The following is a 21,736-nucleotide window of genomic DNA, read 5'->3' on the forward strand; positions in this document are numbered from 1 at the left end:
CGCTCTTCCGGCCAGGACCGCTCTTTCGGATCTGGTCTTTCGGACCCCGCCGGGTCGCGGGGCTACACCGCCGCGGCCGTCGCGCGCGTGGTCGACGCGATCGTCGCCGAACCGACCACGCGCGTGCCGTCGTAGAGCACGATCGCCTGGCCGGGGGCGACGCCGCGGACCGGCTCGGTGAAGCGCACGCGCAGCGCGCCGTCGACGAGTTCCGCGGTGACCTCGGTCTCGCCGCCGTGGGCACGCAGCTGGGCGGTGTAGGTGCCGGGGCCGGTGGGTGCGGTGCCGCACCAGCGGGGCTTGATCGCGGTGAGGGCGGTGACGTCCAGGGCGTCGGCGGGGCCGACGGTGACCGTGTTGGTGACCGGGGAGATGTCCAGGACGTAGCGGGGCTTGCCGTCGGGGGCCGGGGTGCCGATCCTGAGGCCCTTGCGCTGACCGATGGTGAAGCCGTAGGCGCCCTCGTGCGTGCCCAGCCTGGCGCCGGTCTCGTCGACGATGTCGCCCTCGGCCTTGCCGAGCCGCTTCGCGAGGAAGCCCTGGGTGTCGCCGTCGGCGATGAAGCAGATGTCGTGCGAGTCGGGCTTCTTGGCGACCGCGAGACCGCGGCGCTCGGCCTCGGCGCGGATCTCCTCCTTGGTGGTGACCGTGTCGCCGAGCGGGAACATCGCGTGGGCGAGCTGCTTCTCGTCCAGGACACCGAGGACGTACGACTGGTCCTTCGCCATGTCGGAGGCGCGGTGCAGCTCGCGGGTGCTGTCCGGGTTCACGATCACCTTGGCGTAGTGGCCGGTGCAGACCGCGTCGAAGCCGAGGGCCAGCGCCTTGTCGAGCAGCGCGGCGAACTTGATCTTCTCGTTGCAGCGCAGGCACGGGTTGGGGGTGCGGCCGGCCTCGTACTCGGCGATGAAGTCCTCGACCACGTCCTCACGGAAGCGGTCGGCGAGGTCCCAGACGTAGAAGGGGATCCCGATCACGTCGGCCGCGCGGCGGGCGTCACGCGAGTCCTCGATGGTGCAACAGCCCCGCGCGCCCGTCCGGAACGACTGCGGGTTCGCGGAGAGCGCGAGGTGGACGCCGGTGACGTCGTGGCCGGCTTCCGCGGCACGCGCGGCGGCGACGGCGGAGTCGACTCCACCGGACATGGCGGCGAGGACGCGGAGGGGGCGCTGCGGGGTCTCAGTCATAGCCCTTCCAGGGTACGGGGCCGTGGGAACCGGGGCCGCCGGATATCCGTTGACGATCACGAGGGGCGGAACAGGCGGACCGGGCGGACCGGGTGGCAGGGCGCGGACCGGGCGGCAGACCGCGGGCGGGGCGGCGGAGTGCGGACGGGGCAGGAACGGACAGGGGCGGACAGGGGCGGGAACGGACGGGGGCGGAGTTGACTGACGACGGGGCGGGGATGACGGACACGGACCGGCGGCCCGTGGGCGACACGGACCGGCGACTGGGGCGGCGGGCCCTGCTCGTCGGTGGTGCGGCAGCCGCCGTCGGCACGGCCGCGCTGGCCCGCGAGGAGCTGACGCACCTGTGGTGGCGGCTGCCCGGCGTGGAGAAGCCCCGGGTGGCCGGGGCCGTGGACTTCCGGGGCGCGCGCTGGGTGCCGGCCTCCCCGGCGAACTACCGGCGGGCGGACCGGCCCGACGACTACGCGGTCGACCGGGTCGTCATCCATGTCACGCAGGGCGGCTACGCGAGCGCGGTGAAGGTCTTCCAGGACCCGGAGCACGGCGCGGCGGCGCACTACATCGTGCGCAGGGACGGCCGGATCACCCAGCTGATACGGGAGCTGGACGTTGCCTTCCACGCGGGCAACCGGGAGTACAACGAGCGCAGTGTCGGCATCGAGCACGAGGGCTTCGTGGCGGACGCCTCCTCCTTCACGGACGCCATGTACGCGTCCTCGGCCCGGCTGACGGCGGCGATATGCCGCCGGTACGGCATACCCGTGGACCGTGAGCACATCATCGGGCACGTGGAGGTGCCGGGGACGGACCACACCGATCCGGGGCCGCACTGGGACTGGGAGCGATACCTGAAAAAAATCAAGGCCTAGGCTCTTTTTTGTCCGGTATGTGCGGTTCTATCCTGGACTCAGGCCTACGAGACGAGTGAGGGAGCCCAAGCGGAGTAGCCGACTTCAGCGAGAGATACCTGTTCTCCTTGGAAGAGAGGAACACCGTTTCCGCTGGTGCCGACATCGACGCTCGGGCTGAGAGGCCCGAAGGTCTCAGTCGCAAGGACTGGACTGAACCGGAAGGCGACCCCCAGCACCTGATCCGGACAATACCGGCGAAGGGAACCCGCCTCGTAGGTCGCTTTCGTGTCCTCGGCTGAGCTTTGTGTCCTCAGCTGAGCCCGGCCGCCCGGGCGCGCTCCACCGCCGGGCCGATCGCCTTGGCGACCGCCTCGATGTCCGCCTCGGTCGAGGTGTGTCCGAGGGAGAAGCGCAGGGTGCCGCGGGCCAGGTCCGGGTCGGTCCCGGTGGCGAGCAGGACGTGGCTGGGCTGGGCGACCCCCGCCGTACAGGCAGAACCGGTCGAGCACTCGATGCCCTGCGCGTCCAGCAGTAGCAGCAGGGAGTCACCCTCGCAGCCGGGGAAGGTGAAGTGCGCGTTGGCCGGCAGGCGGCCCTCGGATGCCGGGTCACCGCCGAGGATCGCGTCCGGGACGGCGCTGCGGACGGCCGCGATCAACTGGTCGCGCAGGGCGCCGATCTCCCGGGCGAACCACTCCCGCCGCTCCGTGGCGAGGCGGCCGGCGACGGCGAAGGAGGCGACGGCGGGGACGTCGAGGGTTCCGGAGCGGACATGCCGCTCCTGGCCGCCGCCGTGCAGGACGGGTACGGGGGTCTGGTCGCGGCCCAGCAGCAGCGCGCCGATGCCGTACGGGCCACCGATCTTGTGGCCCGAGACGGTCATCGCGGCGAGTCCGGAGGCGGCGAAGTCGACCGGGACCTGACCGACGGCCTGGACCGCGTCGGCGTGCATCGGGATGCCGAACTCGGCGGCGGTCTCGGCGAGTTCACGGACCGGCAGGATCGTACCGATCTCGTTGTTGGCCCACATCACGGTGACCAGGGCGACGTCGTCGGGGTTGCGGGCGATGGCCTCGCGCAGGGCGTCGGGGTGGACGCGGCCGTAGGAGTCGACGGGGAGGTACTCGACCGTCGCGCCCTCGCGCTCGCCGAGCCAGTGGACGGCGTCGAGGACGGCGTGGTGCTCGACGGGGCTGGCCAGGACGCGGGTGCGGGCCGGGTCGGCGGCACGACGGGACCAGTACAGACCCTTCACGGCGAGGTTGTCGGCCTCGGTGCCGCCCGAGGTGAAGACGACCTCGCTGGGGCGGGCGCCGAGCGCTTCGGCGAGGGTTTCGCGGGATTCCTCGACCGTACGGCGGGCCTGCCGGCCGGATGCGTGGAGGGAGGAGGCGTTGCCCGTGATGCTCAGCCGGGCGGTCAGGGCCTCTGCCGCCTCCGGGAGCATGGGGGTGGTCGCGGCGTGGTCGAGGTAAGCCATGGTGTGCTGATTCTACGGCGACTTTGCAGTCGGCCTCGGCCGCCAGGTCGCCCTTGCTCGGGGCGCCTTGTGTGCGCTGCGCGTCGCCCTCGGCCGGGGCGTCTTGCATGGGCTGCACCTGGGCGTGGTGGCGGGGCGCCCTGAGCTGTCGGCCGGTGGTGGGGGCTGGGCCGGGCGGTGAGTCGGGCGTCACACGGCGGCGGCGGCAACGGGGGCGGGGCTTGTACCCCGACAATGACGGCGGCGGGTCGGGTTCTCCCGCGGCGGGGGCGGGGTGGGGCCGAGTCGCGCGCACCACGGCGGTGGCGGGTTGGGCACCCCACGGCGACTCCGGCGGGGCGGCGAGGCGGGGCTCCCGCGGCGGGGCCCGCGATGGGGACAGGGCGGGTGGCCCTACGGCGACGGTCGCGGGTCGGTACCCCCACGATGGCGTGGGTGGGGTGGGTACCCCGCGGCGTGTGTGACGGGGGCCAGTCGGATCCCCGGAGCTTGTGCGGTGGTGGTGACCGGATGTCGTGGGTGGCGGAGCGGTGGGGAGCGGCCGGGTGCCCCGTCGTCCTCGGGGCCGGCTTCCTCAGGCGGTGCCGCCCAGGCTCACAGGCTCCACGACAGCGTGTGGGAGACCTCCATCGCGATGGCCAGGACGGCCAGGTCGGCCACGCCCAGGGTCAGACCCAGGAGGGCACGGCCACGGCGGGCGGTGCCGCGCCAGAGGGCGACGGCGGCCAGGGCGATGGCGATCGGGCCGAGGAAGATGTTGAGGACGAGCAGGCCGAGAAGGCCGAGGATGAAGGACGCCACGGCCATGCCGTCGGCGTCGCGCGCGGCCGGGCGGGCGTCGTTCCCACTGGTGACCGGTGCGGTGAGTTGCATGGTGCTCAGCTCCTGGAAGTCGTGGCGGACGGTCAGTTGGCCGGCGTACGGCGCCGGCGGCCGAGGCGCTCGCGGATCGCGAAGACGCCGAGCCAGACGGCGATGACGGCGGCGACGGCGGCGGTGACGGTCAGCGGTGCGTGGGCCACGGTGCCCAGCACGACACCGAGCAGCATGAGTGCGGCGACGAGGAACAGCATGGGATCAGATCCCCCCTCCGGGATACCTCGTATCGGGCCGGTGTGAAGTTTCGGTGAACAGTTGTAGTAACACTTGTTCACTGACTTCTACTCTAGCGCGCTTCTCGGCTTCCCAATTCCAGAGAACAGTTGTTAACTGGATGACATGAGTCACACCCTCGGCATCCGGCAGGCGCAGAAACAGAAGACCCGGCAGGCGTTCCTCGACGCGGCGCTCGCGCTGCTGGAGGAGCAGAGCCTGAGCAGCCTGGGTCTGCGCGAGGTCACCCGGGCCGTCGGCGTCGCCCCCACCGCGTTCTACCGGCACTTCCGCTCGACCGCCGACCTCGGCGTGGCGCTGGTCGACGAGGCGCTGGGCAGCCTGCACCCGATGGTGCGCACGACGGTGTCCACGGCGGGCGACAGCGAGGAACGCATCAGCCGCGCCATCGAGTTGATCGCCCGGCACGTCGACGACTACCCCGCACACGTCCGGTTCATCGCCCGGGAGCGGCACGGCGGGGTGCAGCCGGTGCGGGAGGCCATCCGGTCCCAACTGGTCCGGTTCGCCGAGGAGGTCAAGGCCGAGCTGGCCAAGGACTCCGAGGCCGCGGGCTGGACCGACGACGACCTGCTGATGCTCGCGCACCTCTACGTCGACCAGATGCTGATCACCGCCTCCCTGTTCCTGGAGGCCCTGGACGCCCCGGCGGAGGAGCGGGAGCGCGTCACCCAGCTCGCCACCCGGCAACTGCGGCTCATCTCCATCGGCCGCGGCCACTGGCTGGACTGACCCGCCCCCGGCACAGGGCAGCGCGCCACGCCCGGTGCGCGCCGCCCCCTTTCGTCGTACGACCCCTGACCCTGGCCCTGGCCTTGGATCAGCCCTGCTGCGCCTGGCCGCCGGCCTGCCCCGCGACCTGTCCCCCGGCCTCTCCCCCACCCGGACCGCCGCAGCCACCGCCCTGACCACCCCCGGAACCGCCCGTGCCACCGGGCGCGCCGCTCGGTGTGCCGGTCGGCTTCACGATTGACCCTCCCGACGGCGCACCCGAGGGCGCACCGGACGGCATCCCGCTCGGCCGGCGGCGGGCGCCGCCCGTGGGCATGCCGGACGGTGCCTGACAGGCCTGCCGCCGACCGGAGTTGCCGCCGGAGGAGGACGAGTCGCCCGAGCCGCACGCGCTCAGCAGCAGCGGGGACAGCGCCAGCAGGACGACGACGGGGACGAGACGGGCACGCTTCATGAGAGTCAGCTCCGGTGAGGATGAGAATGTCCTTGCGGGGCCGCACTCAACCAACGCTCCCTAGGTGGCACTTGGGCCCGCCCTGTCCTTCGGCTGTCGATCCGGGATCAGCTGCCCTCCTGGTACAAGGCCGTGACAGAGCGGGCCGCCGCCAGCAGTTCCGCGCGGGCCTCGGGCGGGTCCAGCAGCTCCACCTGGTCGGAGAACGCCAGGAGTTGGCGGACCGCGCGCAGCACCGGGAAGGTCAGCCGGGCGGTGACCCGGTCGCTCTCGCCGTCGTCGTCGGGCGGGTCCGTCAGCTGCGCGGCGAACAACCGCTGGAACATGTCGAGCCGCTCGCGCCGTACCCGGACGGTGACCTCGATCCCGCCCTGCCGGTCCTCCACCTGGCGGCGCAACACGTCCCAGACATCGGCGAGTTCGACCCCCGGACGGCGCCGTACCGGCTCGTCCAACGGCCGGGCCGAGCGGATCCGGTCGGCCCGGAACAGCCGGGGCGCTCCGCGCCGGTCGGCGACCAGATACCAGACCCCGGCCTTGGCGACCAGGCCGTACGGGTCCACGGTGTACGTCCGCGGCTCCCGCTCCCCGCTGTGCCGGTAGCGCAGCCTGAGGCGCCGGTCGGCGAAGACCGCGTCCTGCAGCACCTCCAGATCGACGGCCTGCTGGGGGCCGCTCTTCCAGCGGGTGGCGTCCACCAGGATGCGGCGGCTGGTCACCTCGGCGGCGGGCCGGTACGGCGCCGGGAGCGCGGCCATCACCTTGCGCAGGGCCGAGCCGAGGGCCGCGTCGAGGCCGAGCGCGGCGTGGGCGCCCTGGGTGGCCAGGATGAACAGGGCGCGGGACTCGTCGGCGGTCAGCCCGGTGACGTCGGTACGGAAGCCGGCGAGGAGCTCGATGCCGCCGTGCCGGCCGCGCTCGGCGTACACCGGGACGCCGGAGGCCGACAGCGCCTCGATGTCCCGGTAGATGGTGCGGACCGATACCTCCAGCCGGTCGGCGAGCTCGTGGGCGGGGACACGGCCCCGGGTCTGCAGGAGCAGCAGGATCGACAGCAGCCGGTCGGACTTCACGCGCCCAGAGTCCCGCCCTCGGCGAGCCTCTCGCAAATGTTGACGGGAGGTGTCAGGTTATCCCGCGATCCTCGTTCCACCGACCGACGCAGACGCCGGTCCTGCCGACCGACGCAGACGTCCTCCCGGCTCACGGAGACACGAGAGAGGCACACCATGACCACCACCGGTTTCACCGACCCGCGCCCCGTCTACGCCCGCGCCACCGAGCAGGCGGCGGCCCTCATCAAGACCGTGCGCCCCGAACACCTCACCGCTCCTACCCCCTGTTCCGAGTTCGACGTACGGGCCCTGCTGAGCCACATCGTCGGCGGCAGCCGGCGGATCGCGGTGGTCGGGGAGGGCGGCGATGGGACGGCGGTGGAGCCGACCGCCGACGGGGTCGCGGACGACGGCTGGGCGGCGGCCTACGACGAGGTGCGTATCCGCGTCCTGAAGGCGTGGGAGAGCGACGAGCGGATGACGTCCCCGGTGCGGGTGCCGTGGGGCGAGGTACCGGGCCACGCGGCGCTCTCCGGCTATGTCATGGAGATCGTGACCCACACCTGGGACCTCGCCGAGGCGGTGGGCCACCCGTTCCCGCTCGACCCGGAACCGGCCGGGTTCGCCCTGGCCACCGCCCGCAAGGTCCTGCCGGACTCCCGGCCGCGGGACGCCGAGACGCCCTTCGACGCCCGCCGCGAGGCCCCCGATGGGGCCGACGTCTACACGGAGCTGGCGGCTTGGCTGGGCCGGGCGCCGCTCAGCCGGGCGTGAGCGCGGGATCGCGCCGCCGGCCTTGCGGCCGCCTTCCGGGTGCTGGTCCGTTGTGGCTGGTCGCGCCCACGCGGCGGAGCCGCATATCGATACTGCCCCGCGCCCCTGGGGAGTTGCAGCGGCCGCATCCGCATGCGCGTAGCCTGCGGCCGGAGAAACCGATCACCCGCCGGACGTCCCGTCAGCCCAGCCTCACCCGCGCCAGCTGGCGGGACTGGGCGACCAGGTGGTTCTCGGTGTCCCAGACCTCGGCGTCCTCCTCGAGGAAGCCGCCGGCCAGGTTGCGGGTGGTGATGGAGACCCGCAGCGGGCCGGGGGCCGGGCGGCGGCGGACGTGGACGGTGAGTTCGACGGTCGGGACCCAGCCCTTGAGGCCGAGTTCGAAGGCCGTGGGCGGCAGGGCGTCCACGGCCAGCAGCAGAGACAGGGGGTCGGGATCGCGGCCGTCGGCCAGGCCGAACCAGGCGCGCATCTCACCCCTGCCGGAGGGGGCGCCGAGGGCCCAGCCGAGGGTCGCCGGGTCCAGCTTGAGCATCAGGCGGTCGGCGATGGCCGAGCTGCCCTCGACCGGGGCAGGTCCGTCCTCGGGGCCGAAGCACTGGTCCAGGGACGGGATGGGCGGCGGCGTCGCCGTCGTACGGACGTCGTCGGGGAGGGTGGTGAGGTCGCCGTAGGAGGCGAGGACGCGGATGCGTTCGACCTCGTCGCCCTGGTCGTCGTACTGGTAGAGCGACGCCTGGCCGGTGGAGAGGGTGCGGCCGGTGCGCACGGTCTGGGTGCGGACGACCGCCGGGCCGGGGCGGGAGGCGGTGAGGTAGTGCGCGGAGATGGTGAAGGGGTCCGGGTGCGGAAGGGTGTCCCCGAGGGCCCGGCCCAGCACGGCCAGCAGATAGCCGCCGTTGACGGCGTTGATGATGGTCCAGCCGGCGGAGAGGTCGATGTCGTAGACGCCGGGCTTGCGCCGGGTGACCGCGGTGTCGCGGTCGAACTCGCTGTCGCCGATCACGGCCCGCGACGGGGAGGGTGCGGAAGCTGCTTCTGGCATGGATGAACGGTACAACAAGAAACTACTAAGCGGTAGCTTTCTACTTTGGGCGACCCGGTCCGGATCCCCCTCACGGGTGAGGTTCCGGCAATTTCTAAGTAAGTGTCCGGACACGTCCACAACCTCGGGCCCCGGTTTCCCCTCTATGGGGGCATGAGCCTCACCGGGACTCCGTTCCTCTACACGACCATCGTGCTGGCCGTGGTCGCACTGATACTGCCGCTCGTCCTGTGGTCGCGGGTGCGCGGGCCCAAGCCCCTGCGCACCACGGCCCGCCTGCTGATGCTGCTGTTCGCGCAGGGCACCGCCGTCACACTGATCTTCGTGCTGGTGAACAACCAGAACAACCTGTACGACAACTGGGCCGACCTGCTCGGCACCGGCAACCACGTCCAGCAGGCCCAGGACCTGGGCAGCGACGGCACCGGCGGAATAGCGGTGAAACGGTTGCCCAAGGTCAAGCAGACCTTCACGGCGGCCGACGGTCCCGGCATGCACGCGGCCGGCGGAGTGAAGGTCACCCAGCTCAAGGGCCGGGTCTCCGGGGTGAACGCCGAGGTCTACGTCTGGCTGCCTCCGCAGTACGACGAGCCGGCCTACCGCAACAAGAAGTTCCCGGTGGTGGAGCTGCTGCCGGGCTACCCCGGTTCGGCGAAGGCGTGGTTCGGGTCGATGAAGGCCCATGAGCAGCTGCTGCCGCTGATGAGGAGCGGGCAGGTGGCGCCCTTCATCCTGGTGGCCCCGCGCACCAACCTGCTGGCCGGCGTGGACACCGGCTGCGCCAACATCCCGGGACAGGTCAACGCCGACACCTGGCTCAGCATCGACGTGCCGAAGATGGTCATGGACAACTTCCGGGCCCAGCCGGCGCCGCAGGGCTGGGCCGTCGCCGGCTACTCGGCGGGCGCGCACTGCGCGGTCAAGCTGGCCGTGGCCCACCCGGACCGCTACCGGGCGGCCGTGAGCCTGTCCGGCTACAACGACCCGATCGGCGAGCGCAACTCCCTCGCCGCGCAGACCCCGGTCCTGCGTGCCGAGAACAACCCCTACCTGCTGCTGAAGAAGGCCGCGGTGCCGCCCCGGATCGCGCTCTACATCTCCGGTGAGACCGGCGACGGCTATCAGGCGGGCGTGGCCCTCGAGGCCATCGCCAAGGCGCCCACGACCGTGCACGTGGTGTTCCTGCCGCGCAGCGCGGGCGGCCACAACATGGCGCTGTGGCGGCCGCAGGTCGACACGGTGTTCCGCTGGCTGACCCTCCAGATGGGCCAGAACCACGCCAGGGGCCGGGACCGGTCTCTTACCGGATCCACCGGTTCTCTTACCGGCACCGCCGCCGGAGCCAGCGCTGCCGGGGCCACCGGAACCGGCAGCACCAAAATCACCGGCACTACTCCTCAGTCACCGTCGACCGGCGGTTCCACGCGCGCGGAGCTCGCCAGTGGAACCGCATCGCGAGCAGGCGCAGCACAAAAGCGGTGACGGCCGCGAGCCCACTGGTGAGGGGGGTCAGGGCGTCATAGCGGATGCACAGCACCACCATCGTGGCGCCGACGATCGCTGGGACCGCGTACAGATCGCGGTCCCAGCGCAGCAGTGAGGGCACCTCGTTGGCCAGCACGTCCCGCAGCACACCGCCGCCGACGGCCGTGGCGAGGCCCAGGGTCGCCGACGCGGTCAGGTTGAGGCCGTAGCTGTACGCCTTCGTCGTACCGCTGACGCAGAACAGGCCGAGGCCGGCCGCGTCGAAGACCAGCACCCCCGTCTGGATGCGCTCCACGTGCGGGTGCAGGAAGAAGACGACCAGCGCGGCGAGCAGCGGGGTGAGGAAGTACCCGAGGTCGGTGAAGGCGGCCGGGGGCACGGCTCCGATGACCAGGTCGCGGAACAGCCCTCCGCCCAGCGCGGTCACCTCGGCGAGGACGGCGATGCCGAAGACGTCGAAGTTCTTCCGGACGGCCAGCAGCGCACCGGAGATCGCGAACACGAAGATGCCGATGACATCGAGCGTGTGCTGGACGGAGGGACTGAAGAGTTGCTGGAGCTGCACCCCTACATTCTCACCCGCCGAGGGGCGTGAACCTTACAAAGCCAGGCTCACAGGGCGGGTTTCCCTGTGGTGAACAGCCAGGTCTGGAAGAGGTCGTCCAGTTGCCGCCCGCTGACGCGCTCGGCGAGGCGGATGAAGTCGGCGGTGTCCGCGTTGCCGTACCGGTGAAGCTTCGTCCAGGCGGGCAGCAGCCTGAAGAAGGCCTCGTCGCCGATCCGCTCCCGGAGCATCTGGAGCGTCATCGCGCCGCGCTGGTAGACGGCGGAGGCGAACATCGTGTCGCGCTGCGGGTCGGCGACCTTGATCTGCCAGAAGGACGAGTCGGCCGGAATGGAGTTGTAGGCGGCCAGGAACGAGTCGTGGGCCGAGCGGGTCCCCTGGTGCTCCGCCCACAGCCACTGGGCGTAGGTGGCGAAGCCCTCGTTCAGCCAGATGTCCTTCCACCGCGCCACGCTCACCGAGTCGCCGAACCACTGGTGGGCGAGCTCGTGCACGATGGTCGTCTCGTTGCGCACGGCCGAGTAGGCGGGCTTGCTCTGCACCTCCAGCGAGAACCCGGCCTCGGGCATGTCGTCCACGATCGCGCCGGTCTCCTCGAACGGGTACGGCCCGAAGATCTTCGACCAGTAGTCGGTGGCGGCGGCGGTGACGGCGTACACGTCGACGCTGTTGCTGTTCTTGAGCACCGGGTCGATCGCGACGTAGACGGGGATGCCGCCGGGGGTCCGCCCGGTGCGCACGTCGAACTTCCCGATGGTGGCGGTCGCGAGGTAGGTCGCCATGGGCCTCGACTCGCGCCAGTGGGTGTACGTCGAGCCGCCCTTGTCGTACGTCGACACGAGCCGGCCGTTGGACACGCCGGTCAGGCCCTCGGGCGCCTTGATCCGGATGTCGTAGGTGGCCTTGTCGGCGGGGTGGTCGCTGGACGGGAACCAGGTGGAGGCGGCGTTGGGCTCGCACGCGACGAAGACGCCGTCGGGGGTCTTCATCCAGCCGTACTTGGAACCGAACACGATGGGCCCGCTGAGGGGCTGGGGTATGCCGCCGTAGGTGACGGCCACCCGGAAGGTGCGGCCCCGGACGATGCCGTGGCGCGGGGTGATGACCAGTTCGTCCCCGGTGCGCGTGAATGCGGCCCGTCTGCCGTCGACTTCGACGCCACTGACGTCCAGCTGCTGGAGGTCCAGGTCGAAGGAGGAGAGGTTCTGGGTGGCGCGCGCGATGAGGGTCGTACGGCCGTCCAGGCGGCCGGTGCCGGGGGCGTAGGCGACGTCGAGGTCGTAGTGGAGCGCGTCGAAGCCGCCGTTGCCGAGATTCGGGAAGTAGGGGTCGCCGATGCCGGGGGCGCCGGGGGTGGGGGCGGGCGCGGCGGCGATGACGAGTAAGGAGACCGCCGCGGTCGCGAGGGTCCCCAGACGTGCCGAACGGGAGAGTGCCATCAGTCGTCCCTTTCGAGCGTGTACCGATCAGTGGTCGGACACGGACGACTGTGCGCTCTCCCGTTCGGGCATGTACATGACTTTGCCCAGTTGTCATGTGCTACTTGTCGGTTGACTCCTGGGAGTCGGGGTCGGAGGCCTCGGCGGACGCCTCAGCGGTCTCCTCCGAGGACGCCACCTCGGAGGCCGTCTCCTCAGCGGCAGTCTCCTCCGAGGCGGTCTCCCCCGAGGCGGTCTCCCCCGAGGCCGCATCCTCCGAGGTTGCCTCGGCCAGCTCCGCCGCCACCGCCGCCGACGTCTCCGCCGACTCCGCGAGGACCTCGTCCGAGACCAGCTCGGCCGCCTCCTTGGCCGCGGAGAGCAGAACCGTGTCCTGCGGAGCCTGGTCCTCGAAGTTCTCCGGGTGGTGGCAGGCGACCCGCTGGCCGGGCTTCAGCTCCAGCAGCGCCGGCTCGGTGGTCCGGCAGATCTCCGTGGCCTTCCAGCACCGGGTGTGGAAGCGGCAGCCCGAGGGCGGCGAGATCGGCGAGGGCACGTCACCCTTGAGCAGGATGCGCTCGCTCTTCGCGTTCTTCCGCTTCGGGTCCGGGATCGGCACCGCCGACATCAGCGCCTTGGTGTACGGGTGCATCGGCGCCTTGTACAGCGAGTCCCGGTCGGCGAGCTCCACGACCTTGCCGAGGTACATCACCGCGATCCGGTCCGAGACGTGCCGGACGACCGAGAGGTCGTGCGCGATGATCACGTACGTCAGGCCCAGCTCCTCCTGGAGGTCGTCCAGCAGGTTCACGACCTGCGCCTGGATCGACACGTCCAGCGCGGACACCGGCTCGTCGGCGACCACCAGCTTCGGCTTCAGGGCGAGCGCGCGGGCGATGCCGATGCGCTGGCGCTGACCGCCGGAGAACTCGTGCGGGTAGCGGTTGTAGTGCTCGGGGTTGAGACCGACCACCGACAGCAGCCGCTGCACCTCCTTCTTGATGCCGCCCTCGGGCTCGACGCCCTGGAGCTTGAAGGGCGCGCCGACGATCGTGCCGACGGTGTGGCGCGGGTTCAGCGACCCGTACGGGTCCTGGAAGATCATCTGCATGTCGCGGCGCATCGAGCGCATGCCGCCGACCCCGAGATGCGTGATGTCCGTGCCCTCGAACTCGACCTTGCCGGCGGTCGGTTCCAGGAGACGCGTGATCAGCCGGCCCATGGTCGACTTGCCGCAGCCGGACTCGCCCACGACGCCCAGGGTCTCGCCCTTGCGGACCTCGAAGTCGATGCCGTCGACGGCGCGCACCGCCCCTACCTGCCGCTGCAGCAGGCCCTTGCGGATCGGGAAGTGCTTCTGGAGCCCGGTCACCTTCAGCAGGATGTCGCCGTCGGCGACGGCGGTGTCCTCGCTGGTGGTGGCACCGTCACTCTGCGCGGGGATGCTCACTTTTTCGTCGCTCACAGCTTCGGCGCAATCTCTTCGGTCCAGATACGCTCCCGCTGCTCCTGCGTCATGTGGCAGGCCGCCCAGTGTCCGCTGCCGACCTCGGTCAGCTCGGGGCGGACCGTGCGGGTGACGTTGTCCTTCGGGAGGTCCGCGTACGGGCAGCGCGGGTTGAAGGCGCAGCCGGACGGGACGTTGATGAGGGAGGGCGGGGAGCCCTTGATCGGGTTGAGCCGTTCGGTCTCCTCCCGGTCCAGCCGCGGCATCGAACCGAGCAGGCCCCAGGTGTAGGGGTGGCGGGGCGCGGAGAAGACCTCCTCGGCCGCTCCACGCTCAATGCACCGGCCGCCGTACATGACCAGCAGGTCGTCGGCCATCTCGGCTACCACACCGAGATCGTGCGTGATCATGATGACCGCGGAGCCGAACTCCTTCTGCAGATCCCGGATCAGGTCCAGGATCTGCGCCTGCACGGTGACGTCCAGGGCGGTGGTCGGCTCGTCGGCGATGAGCAGCTCGGGGTTGTTCACCAGCGCCATCGCGATCATCGCGCGCTGGCGCATACCGCCGGAGAACTCGTGCGGGTAGCCGTCCACGCGCTTGTCCGGCTCCGGGATGCCCACGCGGTCCAGCATCTCGATCGCCCGCTGCCTGGCGACCTTCTTGTTGACGTTGTGGTGGACCCGGTAGGCCTCGACGATCTGCGCCCCGACCGTGTAGTAGGGGTGCATCGCGGACAGCGGGTCCTGGAAGATCATCGCCATTTTGCGGCCACGCATCCGCCGGACGTCGTCCGGGTCGGCTCCGATCAGTTCCTGTCCGTCCAGCCACACCTCCCCGGAGACCCGGGCGTTGGTCGCCGAGCGGTGCAGACCCATCACGCCGAGCGAGGTGACGGACTTGCCGGAACCGGACTCACCGACGATGCCCAGGGTCTTGCCCCGCTGCACGTCGAAGCTGACCCCGTCCACCGACTTGACCAGGCCGTCGTCGGTTTTGAAGTGGATGCGCAGATCGCGTACGGAGAGGAACGCGTCGTCGGCGTCGGAGGGGGCGGAGTCGGCCGGTTCGCCGAGCGCCGCCTTGTCGAGCTTGCTCACGAGTACCTCACGCGGGGGTCGATGGCGGCGTACACCAAGTCGACGATGAGATTGCTGAAGACGATGAAGAATGCGGCGACCAGGGTCACGCCCATCACGATGGGCAGGTCGTTGTCCTGGATGGCCTGGATCGAGTAGGCGCCGATGCCCTTCAGGGAGAAGACCGTCTCGGTGAGTACCGCGGTACCGATCAGGGTGCCGAAGTCAATGCCGAAGATGGTGACGATGGGGGTCAGGGTGGCCCGCAGACCGTGCTTCGTCACGACCGTGCGCTCCTTGAGGCCCTTGGCACGGGCCGTCCGGATGTAGTCCTCACTCATCGTCTCCAGCATGCCCGCCCGGGTGAGTCGGGCATATGTGGCGGAGAAGAGGAACGCGAGGCTTATCCAGGGCAGCAGCAGATGCCAGGCCCACTGGCCCGGGTTCTGGGTGAACGGCACGTAGTCCGTGCTGTCCCAGATGGGCCACTGGTAGATGAACAGGGCGTTGATGACCTGTCCGGTGAAGAAGATCGGGAGCGAGACGCCGGCCAGCGCGATGAACATCGAGATGCGGTCGATCGGCTTGCCCTTGCGCAGCGCCGAGATGACACCGGTCGTCACACCGAAGATCACCCAGATCACCGCCGCACCGACGGCCAGCGAGAAGGACACGGGGATCTTTTGCTCGAGCTGGGGCCACACCTCGATGTGACTCTTGAAGGAGTACCCGAAGCAGGGGGCGTTGCAGTGCGTCGCATCGGGGCCGAACTTGTAGTCGGCGCCCACGAACAGGCCCTTGATGTAGTGCCAGAACTGGACGTAGATGGGCTGGTCGAGACCCAGGTTGTGCTTGATCGCGGCGATGGACGCGGGGTTGGCGTCCTTGCCGACGTACTGGGTGGCCAGCTGGGTGGCTGTCTGGCCGCCCAGGCGGGGGACCAGGAAGAAGATGGCGAAGGTGACTGCGCTGACCACCAGCAGCAGTACCAATGCGCCGAAGACGCGTCGGATGATGTACGCAGCCACAGCTGTGCGGCTCCGGGTGGCCGGGGCGGTGTGTGTCCGCCCCGGCCACCCGGTGCCTTCACCTGCCTTTCAGGGGTATCCGGCCTGCTGTTACTTCGAGGAGCTCAGCAGCAGGTAGTCGTACATGCCGAGGTACGCCTGCGTGACCGTGACGTTGGTCGCGGACGTGGGCCTGATCAGCAGGTTCTTGCGGTAGATCAGCGGAACGACCGAGGCGTTGTCGGCGACCATCTTGTCGATGTCGCCCCAGGCCTTGGTGCGGGCCGCGGAGTCGGTGTTGCCGATGGCCGCCTTCAGAGCAGCGTTGATCTTCGGGTCGTTCAGCTCCATCAGGTTGTTGCCGCCCGAGGGCTTGATGGCGCTGCCGTCGATGATCTGGTCCAGGAAGCCGTAGCCGGTCGGCCAGTCGGCGCCCCACGCCATCATCATCATGCCGAGCTTGTGCTGGTGGACGTAGCTCGGGACACCGGCGAAGTTGGAGAAGTACTTGCCGGACGGGAACTGCTTGATGTCGACGTTGATGCCGGCGGCCTTCAGGGAGTTCTGGATGGCCGTGGCGCCCGCGATCTCGGCAGGACGGTCGGAACGGGCCGTCAGCGTGGTCGAGAAGCCGTTCGGCTTGCCGCACAGCTTCAGCTCGGCCTTGGCCTTGGCCACGTCACCCTTGTGGCCCGCGGTCGGGTACTCGTCGAACTTGGTGTAGCCGTTGACGGACGGCGGCAGCAGCGTGGTGGCCACGTCACCCTTCGGCGAACCACCCATGGCGTCGATCACCGACTGCTTGTCGGTCGCCCACTGCACGGCCTTGCGGCAGTGCACGTTGTCGAACGGCGCGACGTGCAGGTTCAGCGCCATGTAACCGGTGGCGCCAGCGTAGGAGTTGTCCGTCTGCTTGGCGTACTTGCCGTTCAGGATCTTCGGCTGGGTCTGCGGCTGCACACCGGCGCCCGCGATGTCGGCCGTGATCTTGTCAGCCAGCAGGTCGTTGTCGATCGAGACCGGGTTGACCTTGAACTTGACGTTGATCTTGTCCGGCAGCGCCTTGCGGATCGGGTCCGTCTTCGGGTCCCAGTTCGGGTTGCGGACGAGGGTGGCGCTGGCGCCCTCCTCGTACGACGAGAACTTGTAGGGGCCGGAGGACACGATGTGCTGGACGTACTTCGCACCGTCGTCCTTCGCCTGCGGCACGGGGGCCGTCTGGGAGAAGGTCGCCAGGTAGTCGAAGTCGGCGAACGGCTGGTTCAGGTGGAAGACGATCGTGCGGTCGTCCGGGGTGGCGATGGAGTCCAGGCCCTTCTTGTCCTTGTACGGGCCCTTGTACTTGTCACCGCCCTGCAGGTACGCCTTGAAGTACGTCGGGCCGTTGGACAGGGCCTCGGGCGCGAAGTTGGAGCGCTCGATGGCGTACTTGACGTCCTTGGACGTGATCGGGGTGCCGTCGTCGAACTTCAGGCCCGAACGCAGGTGGTAGGTCCAGGTCTTGGCGTCCTTGCTGGGCGTGCCCAGGGACTCCGCGAGGTCCGGGACGACCGTGAGGCCGTCCTTGCCGGCGGCCGGCTTGAACGTGACGAGCGTCCGCGCGTACAGGCGCGAGAAGTTCTGCACGAAGCCGTAGTAGGTGTTGCCCGGGTCCAGGGAGTCCGGCACGTCCGAGTCTTCCAGGTTGACCGTGCCCCCCTTCTTGCTCGACGCGTTGACGATGGAGTCCAGCGCCGCGTCCTTGCTTCCGTTGCCGCCACTGCTGCTCTTGCCGCCCCCGCCGCCGCACGCGGCCGCGCCCAGGGAGAGCACCGTGACCGATGCCACGGCGGCGATAACCCTTCTCGTCTTCACGTTGAGGAAGACCCCCTCTATCGATGGATCACTTGCTGCGAGGATCGAGCGCATCACGCAGCCCGTCACCCAGCAGATTGAAGGCCAGGACGGTGATGAAGATCGCCAGTCCGGGCACGAACATGTACTGCGGATCTGCGGTGTAGAGATCCACGGCGTTGCTGAGCATGCCGCCCCAGGAGGCCTGCGGCGGGGCGATGCCGACTCCGAGGAAGCTCAGCGCAGCCTCGAAGAGGATGTTCGTCGGGATGATCAGCGTCGAGTAGACGAGGATCGGCGCGACGAGGTTGGGGAGGAGCTCGCGGAACAGGATGTACGGGCCGCGGGCTCCCAGACTGGTGGCGGCCTCGACGAACTCCCGCCTGCGCAGGGTCATCGTCTGGGCGCGCACGATGCGGCCGATGTACGGCCAGCTGAAGAAGCCGATCACGAAGATCAGCACGGAGATCCGCAGCGGCAGGCCGTTGAGCCCGAAGAAGCCGTCCTGCACCGAGGCCGAGATGGCGATGGCGAACAGCAGCAGCGGGAACGCCAGGAAGGTGTCCATCAGCTTGCTGATGATGCTGTCGACCCAGCCGCCGTAGTAGCCGGCGATGACGCCGAGCACGGTGCCGATGACCACCGAGAGGAGGGTGGCGCCTCCGGCGACCACGAGGGAGACCCAGGAGCCGTCGATGATACGGGCGAGCATGTCGCGGCCGTACTGCGGCTCCACACCCAGCGGGTGAGCCCAGCTCATGCCACCCCAGGCACCCTTGGGCGCCAGCAGCGCGGGGTCGATGAGGTCCTGGTGGAACTTGTCCGGGTCGAGTCCGAAGATCCACTCGATCGGCTTGGCGAGCACCGCCATCAGCACGAGCAGAATGACGACGACCCCGCCCGCCACGGCCACCTTGTCCCGCTTGAACCGGGTCCAGGCGATCTGGCTGAGTGAACGCCCTTCGATCTGGCTCTTCGTGGCCCCGGCGAGCACGGACTCGGGAGGCGCTGCAGCCTCTTCCCCGGTGGTCTCGATCGGTGCGGTCACAGTTGACCTGACCCCTCTCGCCGGTGGTGACCGGCCTTTGTCCGCCGCTGTGGGCGGCTTGGTTCACTTACCTGCGCCGGCCGCACGTTGGTGACGGCCCCAGAGATCCAGCTGATTCCGTGACTGGTTCGATCACAGGATCGATGGTCTCGCGTCTTGAGAGGCGAGTCTTCAACGCGCTCTCGATCACGCGCCAGGCCTGATGGAGAAAGTATGCGTAAACGTGATGCCGCCTAGGGGATTCCGTTATCCGAACAGGGAAGATCGACTGCCGGACGGGGACATCGGCGGACGCCCTACATCGAACCGGGCGGACATACAGGGTAGTTGAGGACAAGACACTCCGCGGTGACCTGCATCACAGCGGCTGAGCGCTCAGTAGGACCGAGGACCCGTGTACCCGTACCCGGGGCCCGCCGCGGGCGCCGGGGCCGCATGCGCCTCGCGGTCGTAGAAGGGGCGGGCGTTCGCCCGCATCCAGATCACGACCGGGTCGTAGTCGTCGGTCAGCGCGACCGTGGAAACCGGCAGGCCCTCCGGCACCGCGCCCACGGACTGCTGCATCATCGCGCGCACCGAGTCGACCGCGGCCGGGGAGGTGTCGTACACGTCCAGGCCGATGGCGAGGTACGGCGCGCCGAGCGCCGGCTGCACCCAGGCGCGGCGCAGGGAGCGCAGGGCCGGGGTGCGGTGGGCGTTCTGTGCGAGGAGGGCGTAGAACTCGGGGATCTCGATGCCGGGCTCGGTCAGCCGGAGGGGGCCCGCGGGCTGGCGGTCCAGGCCCGTGGCGATGCGGCGCAGATCCAGCCAGGGGATGCCGACGCCGCCGCCGGGCGCGTGCGGGTTGAGCCAGAGGCCGTAGTGGTCGGGGTAGAGGGTGCGGGCCAGGTCGAGTCCGTCGACGAGCTCGTACGACCGGTTCCAGCCGCTGGCCGAGAGCTCCTGGGCGGAGGTGACGCAGGGGGCGTAGTGGAAGCCTTCCACCTCCATGTTCCCGTACTGGGCGTCCGGGGAGCCGGCCTGGCCGTGCCACAGGAGCATCCAGATCTGGCCGGAGGAGGGGGTGGCGAGGGCACGGAGCAGGGCCTCGTAGGCGTCGTAGCGGCCGGGGGTGACCTGGCGCAGCGTGTGTTCCACGCCGACGCTGCCGCTGTGGCTCGCGCTCACCTGTCGTGCCCTTCTCTTTTCTGTGCCCCGCGTTTGGGGACAGCTTAAGCGCCGAACGGGGTGCCGCCTTGGGTGCGTGCACGGGTGCGGGTGCGTTGTGGCTTGTCGCGCCCCGCGGCGGAGCCGCATATCGGACACAGCCCCGCGCCCCTCAGGCCCGCTGCCCTCCGGCCCGCTGATCAGTGACCGTACTGATAGAAGGGGCGGACGTTCGACTTCAGCCACTCGGACACCGGGTCGTCCGTCACGTCCATGAGGACCAGGTTGACCGGCCACTTGACCGGGACTTTGCCGAGGGCTCTGCCGAGGGCCTGGAGGGGGAGCGTGCGGAGGTCGCCCTCCCACTGGGAGAGCTCGACGCCCACGAACATCACCGGGTCGTCCGTCTCGATCGCGGCGAGGCAGCGACGGGCGGTGCGGACCACGCCGGTCTCGGCGAACTCGGCGGACGCGGCGGAGAGGAAGTCGACCGGGTCGTCCTGCCAGTCGGGCTCGAAGAGGCGGACCCGGGCGCCGGTGTTCGGGCCGTCCAGCGGGGTACGGCCGGCCCGGCACAGCTCGGCCACCGCCGCGGGCGGAAGCGGGATGCCGACCAGCGCGTCGGGGTTCACCGCGATGCCGACCTGCGGGGGCAGGCCGCGGGCGAACTCCACGGCGGGGGCGATGGTGTACGACATGTGGGAGCCGGCCGCCTGGCGCAGCTGCTCCTCGGAGCTGAACACCGGGACGTACGCCTGGCCGTCGATGTCCAGCGTGGGCAGGTCGAGCGGGCCGCTGTCCGGGCCGCCGCCGGCCGGGAGCGGGATCCAGAGCAGGCTCCGGCCCAGCACCTCGATGATCCGGCCGGCCGCGGCGGGTATGCCGAGGGAGGCCGAGAGCACCTCCTCCAGCTCGTTGCCGGGCCAGCCGCCGTGCGGCTGGGGGTGCGCCTGTGCCGGGAAGTCCGCGGGAACGTCCGCCGGGAAGTCCATCTGCCTACCGCCTGCTGAGAACCACTGCTGTGTCCCTGAAGGCTAGCGGGTGGCTGTGACAGGGCCTCATCTTGTGAAGCCTCGTCCCACGAAGGTGATCCGCTGGAGCGCGTCCGCCGCCGGGCGGTCCAGCAGCACCGCCGAGCCGCAGCCCGCGGGCGGCTCACCGCGCTCGACCGCGCCGAGCAGCCGGGCGGTCGTACGGCGGTGGCGGCGAAAGGCATGGGCGGAGACGCCCCGGCCGCGCTCGCGCTGCCCCTCGCGCGCGGTCTCGGCGGTGACGTCGAGCAGCAGCAGATGGAGGGTGCCGCCACGGCGGCGGGCCTCCCGGGCGAGCCAGGCGCGCACCCATGACTGGGTGCCGCAGTCGTGCACGACGACGCCCTCTCCGGTGCGCAGGGCGCGGCGCAGTCCGGCGTAGTGGGCGAGGCGGACCAATGGGCGGTAGAGGGCGTAGGGGAGGAAGCGGGGGGCGCGGGCGTCCCAGCGGTCGCGGGTGTCCTGGGAGTCGATGCGGGGGCCTGCGACCGCGCGGTGCATCAGGGTGGACTTGCCGCTGCCGGGCAGGCCGGTGATCACGACCAGGTCGCGGGGGCCGAAGACGAGGGCGCGCGGGCCGCGGCCGGCGCGGTCGCGCAGGTCACGGACGACCGGGGCCGGGGCGCGGCGTTGCCCCGGCACCGTGATGCCGGTGGTGGCGGTGGCGTACACCGCGGTCCTGTTCACCGTGATCGTCCTCCCCTGTCGGCCCGGTAATCTTCATTCCCGCACTACGTAAAGAGAAGGTAATGGACGATGTCGCCGACGGGGTCCGGGTCCTGCCACAGGTCGGTTACAAAAGCCCGCTCGCCGTGCGATGATGTGGCCGCCAACTGCATACCGGCCGCTTGAATCCGCGCGGGAGAGTCCCCAGCAGCCTTCGTTGGGGCGCCGAAGGAGCAAGTCCCTCCCTTGAATCTCTCAGGCCCCGTTACCGCGCGGGCGAGGCACATCTGAAAAGCGGGCCGCTGCGACAGTGGCTC

21 protein-coding genes and 2 riboswitches are annotated in these 21,736 nt (G+C 70.2%); of the genes, 4 read left to right on the forward strand and 17 right to left on the reverse strand.

The genetic code is table 11. The features are described from left to right. Window positions 1-62: 62 nt before the first annotated feature. Window positions 63-1,187 carry a tRNA 2-thiouridine(34) synthase MnmA gene (mnmA, locus tag SRB17_RS37575; protein WP_153545426.1) on the reverse strand — a complete coding sequence of 375 codons (1,125 nt, stop codon included), beginning with the start codon at window positions 1,185-1,187 and terminating at the stop codon, window positions 63-65. A gap of 218 nt (window positions 1,188-1,405) precedes the next feature. Between mnmA and SRB17_RS37580 the strand changes: the two genes are divergently transcribed. Next, window positions 1,406-2,059, forward strand: coding sequence for an N-acetylmuramoyl-L-alanine amidase (locus tag SRB17_RS37580; protein WP_153545428.1), 654 nt, complete (start codon window positions 1,406-1,408; stop codon window positions 2,057-2,059). Window positions 2,060-2,106: 47 nt separating this feature from the next. After that, a riboswitch (TPP riboswitch) is annotated at window positions 2,107-2,321 on the forward strand. Window positions 2,322-2,351: 30 nt separating this feature from the next. On the opposite strand, the gene SRB17_RS37585 is transcribed toward SRB17_RS37580, so the two are convergent. From SRB17_RS37585 to SRB17_RS45620, 3 genes are all read right to left on the reverse strand, one after another. Next, window positions 2,352-3,521 (reverse strand): cysteine desulfurase family protein, encoded by a 1,170-nt coding sequence (locus SRB17_RS37585; protein WP_153545430.1) that lies wholly within the window; start codon window positions 3,519-3,521, stop codon window positions 2,352-2,354. A gap of 594 nt (window positions 3,522-4,115) precedes the next feature. Next, window positions 4,116-4,394, reverse strand: coding sequence for a DUF4190 domain-containing protein (locus tag SRB17_RS37590; protein ID WP_153545432.1), 279 nt, complete (start codon window positions 4,392-4,394; stop codon window positions 4,116-4,118). 32 nt (window positions 4,395-4,426) lie between these two features. Further along, window positions 4,427-4,594 carry a hypothetical protein gene (locus SRB17_RS45620; protein WP_194294248.1) on the reverse strand — a complete coding sequence of 56 codons (168 nt, stop codon included), beginning with the start codon at window positions 4,592-4,594 and terminating at the stop codon, window positions 4,427-4,429. A 145-nt stretch (window positions 4,595-4,739) separates the two neighbouring features. Between SRB17_RS45620 and SRB17_RS37595 the strand changes: the two genes are divergently transcribed. Then, window positions 4,740-5,366 (forward strand): TetR family transcriptional regulator, encoded by a 627-nt coding sequence (locus SRB17_RS37595; RefSeq protein WP_153545434.1) that lies wholly within the window; start codon window positions 4,740-4,742, stop codon window positions 5,364-5,366. Between the two features lie 88 nt (window positions 5,367-5,454). On the opposite strand, the gene SRB17_RS47760 is transcribed toward SRB17_RS37595, so the two are convergent. Both SRB17_RS47760 and SRB17_RS37605 read right to left on the reverse strand, forming a co-directional pair. Then, the gene (locus tag SRB17_RS47760) at window positions 5,455-5,820 is read right to left on the reverse strand and encodes a hypothetical protein (protein ID WP_153545436.1); all 366 of its coding nucleotides are present in this window, start codon (window positions 5,818-5,820) and stop codon (window positions 5,455-5,457) included. Window positions 5,821-5,927: 107 nt separating this feature from the next. Next, window positions 5,928-6,893 carry a YafY family protein gene (locus SRB17_RS37605; RefSeq protein ID WP_323377056.1) on the reverse strand — a complete coding sequence of 322 codons (966 nt, stop codon included), beginning with the start codon at window positions 6,891-6,893 and terminating at the stop codon, window positions 5,928-5,930. A gap of 156 nt (window positions 6,894-7,049) precedes the next feature. Here SRB17_RS37605 and SRB17_RS37610 point away from each other — a divergent pair, with 156 nt between their 5' ends. Continuing rightward, window positions 7,050-7,649 (forward strand): TIGR03086 family metal-binding protein, encoded by a 600-nt coding sequence (locus tag SRB17_RS37610; protein WP_153545440.1) that lies wholly within the window; start codon window positions 7,050-7,052, stop codon window positions 7,647-7,649. A gap of 181 nt (window positions 7,650-7,830) precedes the next feature. On the opposite strand, the gene SRB17_RS37615 is transcribed toward SRB17_RS37610, so the two are convergent. Continuing rightward, window positions 7,831-8,694: a thioesterase family protein gene (locus SRB17_RS37615; protein WP_153545442.1), complete on the reverse strand. Its 864-nt coding sequence runs from the start codon at window positions 8,692-8,694 to the stop codon at window positions 7,831-7,833. 153 nt (window positions 8,695-8,847) lie between these two features. Here SRB17_RS37615 and SRB17_RS37620 point away from each other — a divergent pair, with 153 nt between their 5' ends. Further along, window positions 8,848-10,176, forward strand: coding sequence for an alpha/beta hydrolase (locus SRB17_RS37620; RefSeq protein ID WP_153545444.1), 1,329 nt, complete (start codon window positions 8,848-8,850; stop codon window positions 10,174-10,176). Here SRB17_RS37620 and SRB17_RS37625 read toward each other — a convergent pair. The 10 genes from SRB17_RS37625 to SRB17_RS37670 form a co-directional block, all read right to left on the reverse strand. Beyond that, window positions 10,085-10,744 (reverse strand): trimeric intracellular cation channel family protein, encoded by a 660-nt coding sequence (locus tag SRB17_RS37625; RefSeq protein ID WP_323377058.1) that lies wholly within the window; start codon window positions 10,742-10,744, stop codon window positions 10,085-10,087. The genes SRB17_RS37620 and SRB17_RS37625 overlap by 92 nt on opposite strands. Window positions 10,745-10,791: 47 nt before the next feature. Beyond that, the gene (locus SRB17_RS37630) at window positions 10,792-12,183 is read right to left on the reverse strand and encodes a M1 family metallopeptidase (protein ID WP_153545446.1); all 1,392 of its coding nucleotides are present in this window, start codon (window positions 12,181-12,183) and stop codon (window positions 10,792-10,794) included. 100 nt (window positions 12,184-12,283) lie between these two features. Further along, window positions 12,284-13,612: a dipeptide ABC transporter ATP-binding protein gene (locus SRB17_RS37635; RefSeq protein ID WP_323377060.1), complete on the reverse strand. Its 1,329-nt coding sequence runs from the start codon at window positions 13,610-13,612 to the stop codon at window positions 12,284-12,286. 11 nt (window positions 13,613-13,623) lie between these two features. Further along, on the reverse strand, window positions 13,624-14,709 hold the full coding sequence (locus tag SRB17_RS37640; RefSeq protein ID WP_323377062.1) for an ABC transporter ATP-binding protein: 1,086 nt from the start codon (window positions 14,707-14,709) through the stop codon (window positions 13,624-13,626). After that, complete coding sequence (locus SRB17_RS37645) at window positions 14,706-15,716, reverse strand: ABC transporter permease (protein WP_323377064.1); 1,011 nt, start codon at window positions 15,714-15,716, stop codon at window positions 14,706-14,708. The genes SRB17_RS37640 and SRB17_RS37645 overlap by 4 nt, the downstream gene beginning before the upstream one ends. A gap of 90 nt (window positions 15,717-15,806) precedes the next feature. Then, entirely contained in the window at window positions 15,807-17,549 is a 1,743-nt protein-coding gene (locus SRB17_RS37650; RefSeq protein ID WP_416237119.1) for an ABC transporter substrate-binding protein, read from the reverse strand. A gap of 28 nt (window positions 17,550-17,577) precedes the next feature. Next, a complete protein-coding gene (locus SRB17_RS37655; protein ID WP_323377066.1) occupies window positions 17,578-18,576 on the reverse strand; it encodes an ABC transporter permease in 999 nt (332 codons plus the stop codon). A 375-nt stretch (window positions 18,577-18,951) separates the two neighbouring features. Then, window positions 18,952-19,743, reverse strand: a complete 792-nt coding sequence (locus SRB17_RS37660; protein ID WP_323377068.1) for an enhanced serine sensitivity protein SseB C-terminal domain-containing protein — start codon at window positions 19,741-19,743, stop codon at window positions 18,952-18,954. A gap of 179 nt (window positions 19,744-19,922) precedes the next feature. After that, complete coding sequence (locus SRB17_RS37665) at window positions 19,923-20,714, reverse strand: enhanced serine sensitivity protein SseB (RefSeq protein ID WP_153545450.1); 792 nt, start codon at window positions 20,712-20,714, stop codon at window positions 19,923-19,925. A 66-nt stretch (window positions 20,715-20,780) separates the two neighbouring features. Then, the gene (locus SRB17_RS37670; RefSeq protein ID WP_323377069.1) at window positions 20,781-21,440 is read right to left on the reverse strand and encodes an AAA family ATPase; all 660 of its coding nucleotides are present in this window, start codon (window positions 21,438-21,440) and stop codon (window positions 20,781-20,783) included. 162 nt (window positions 21,441-21,602) lie between these two features. Next, window positions 21,603-21,700, forward strand: a riboswitch (glycine riboswitch). Window positions 21,701-21,736 lie beyond the last annotated feature (36 nt).

Origin of the sequence: Streptomyces sp. RB17, from assembly GCF_009604455.1 — a bacterium.
Lineage (GTDB): Bacteria > Actinomycetota > Actinomycetes > Streptomycetales > Streptomycetaceae > Streptomyces.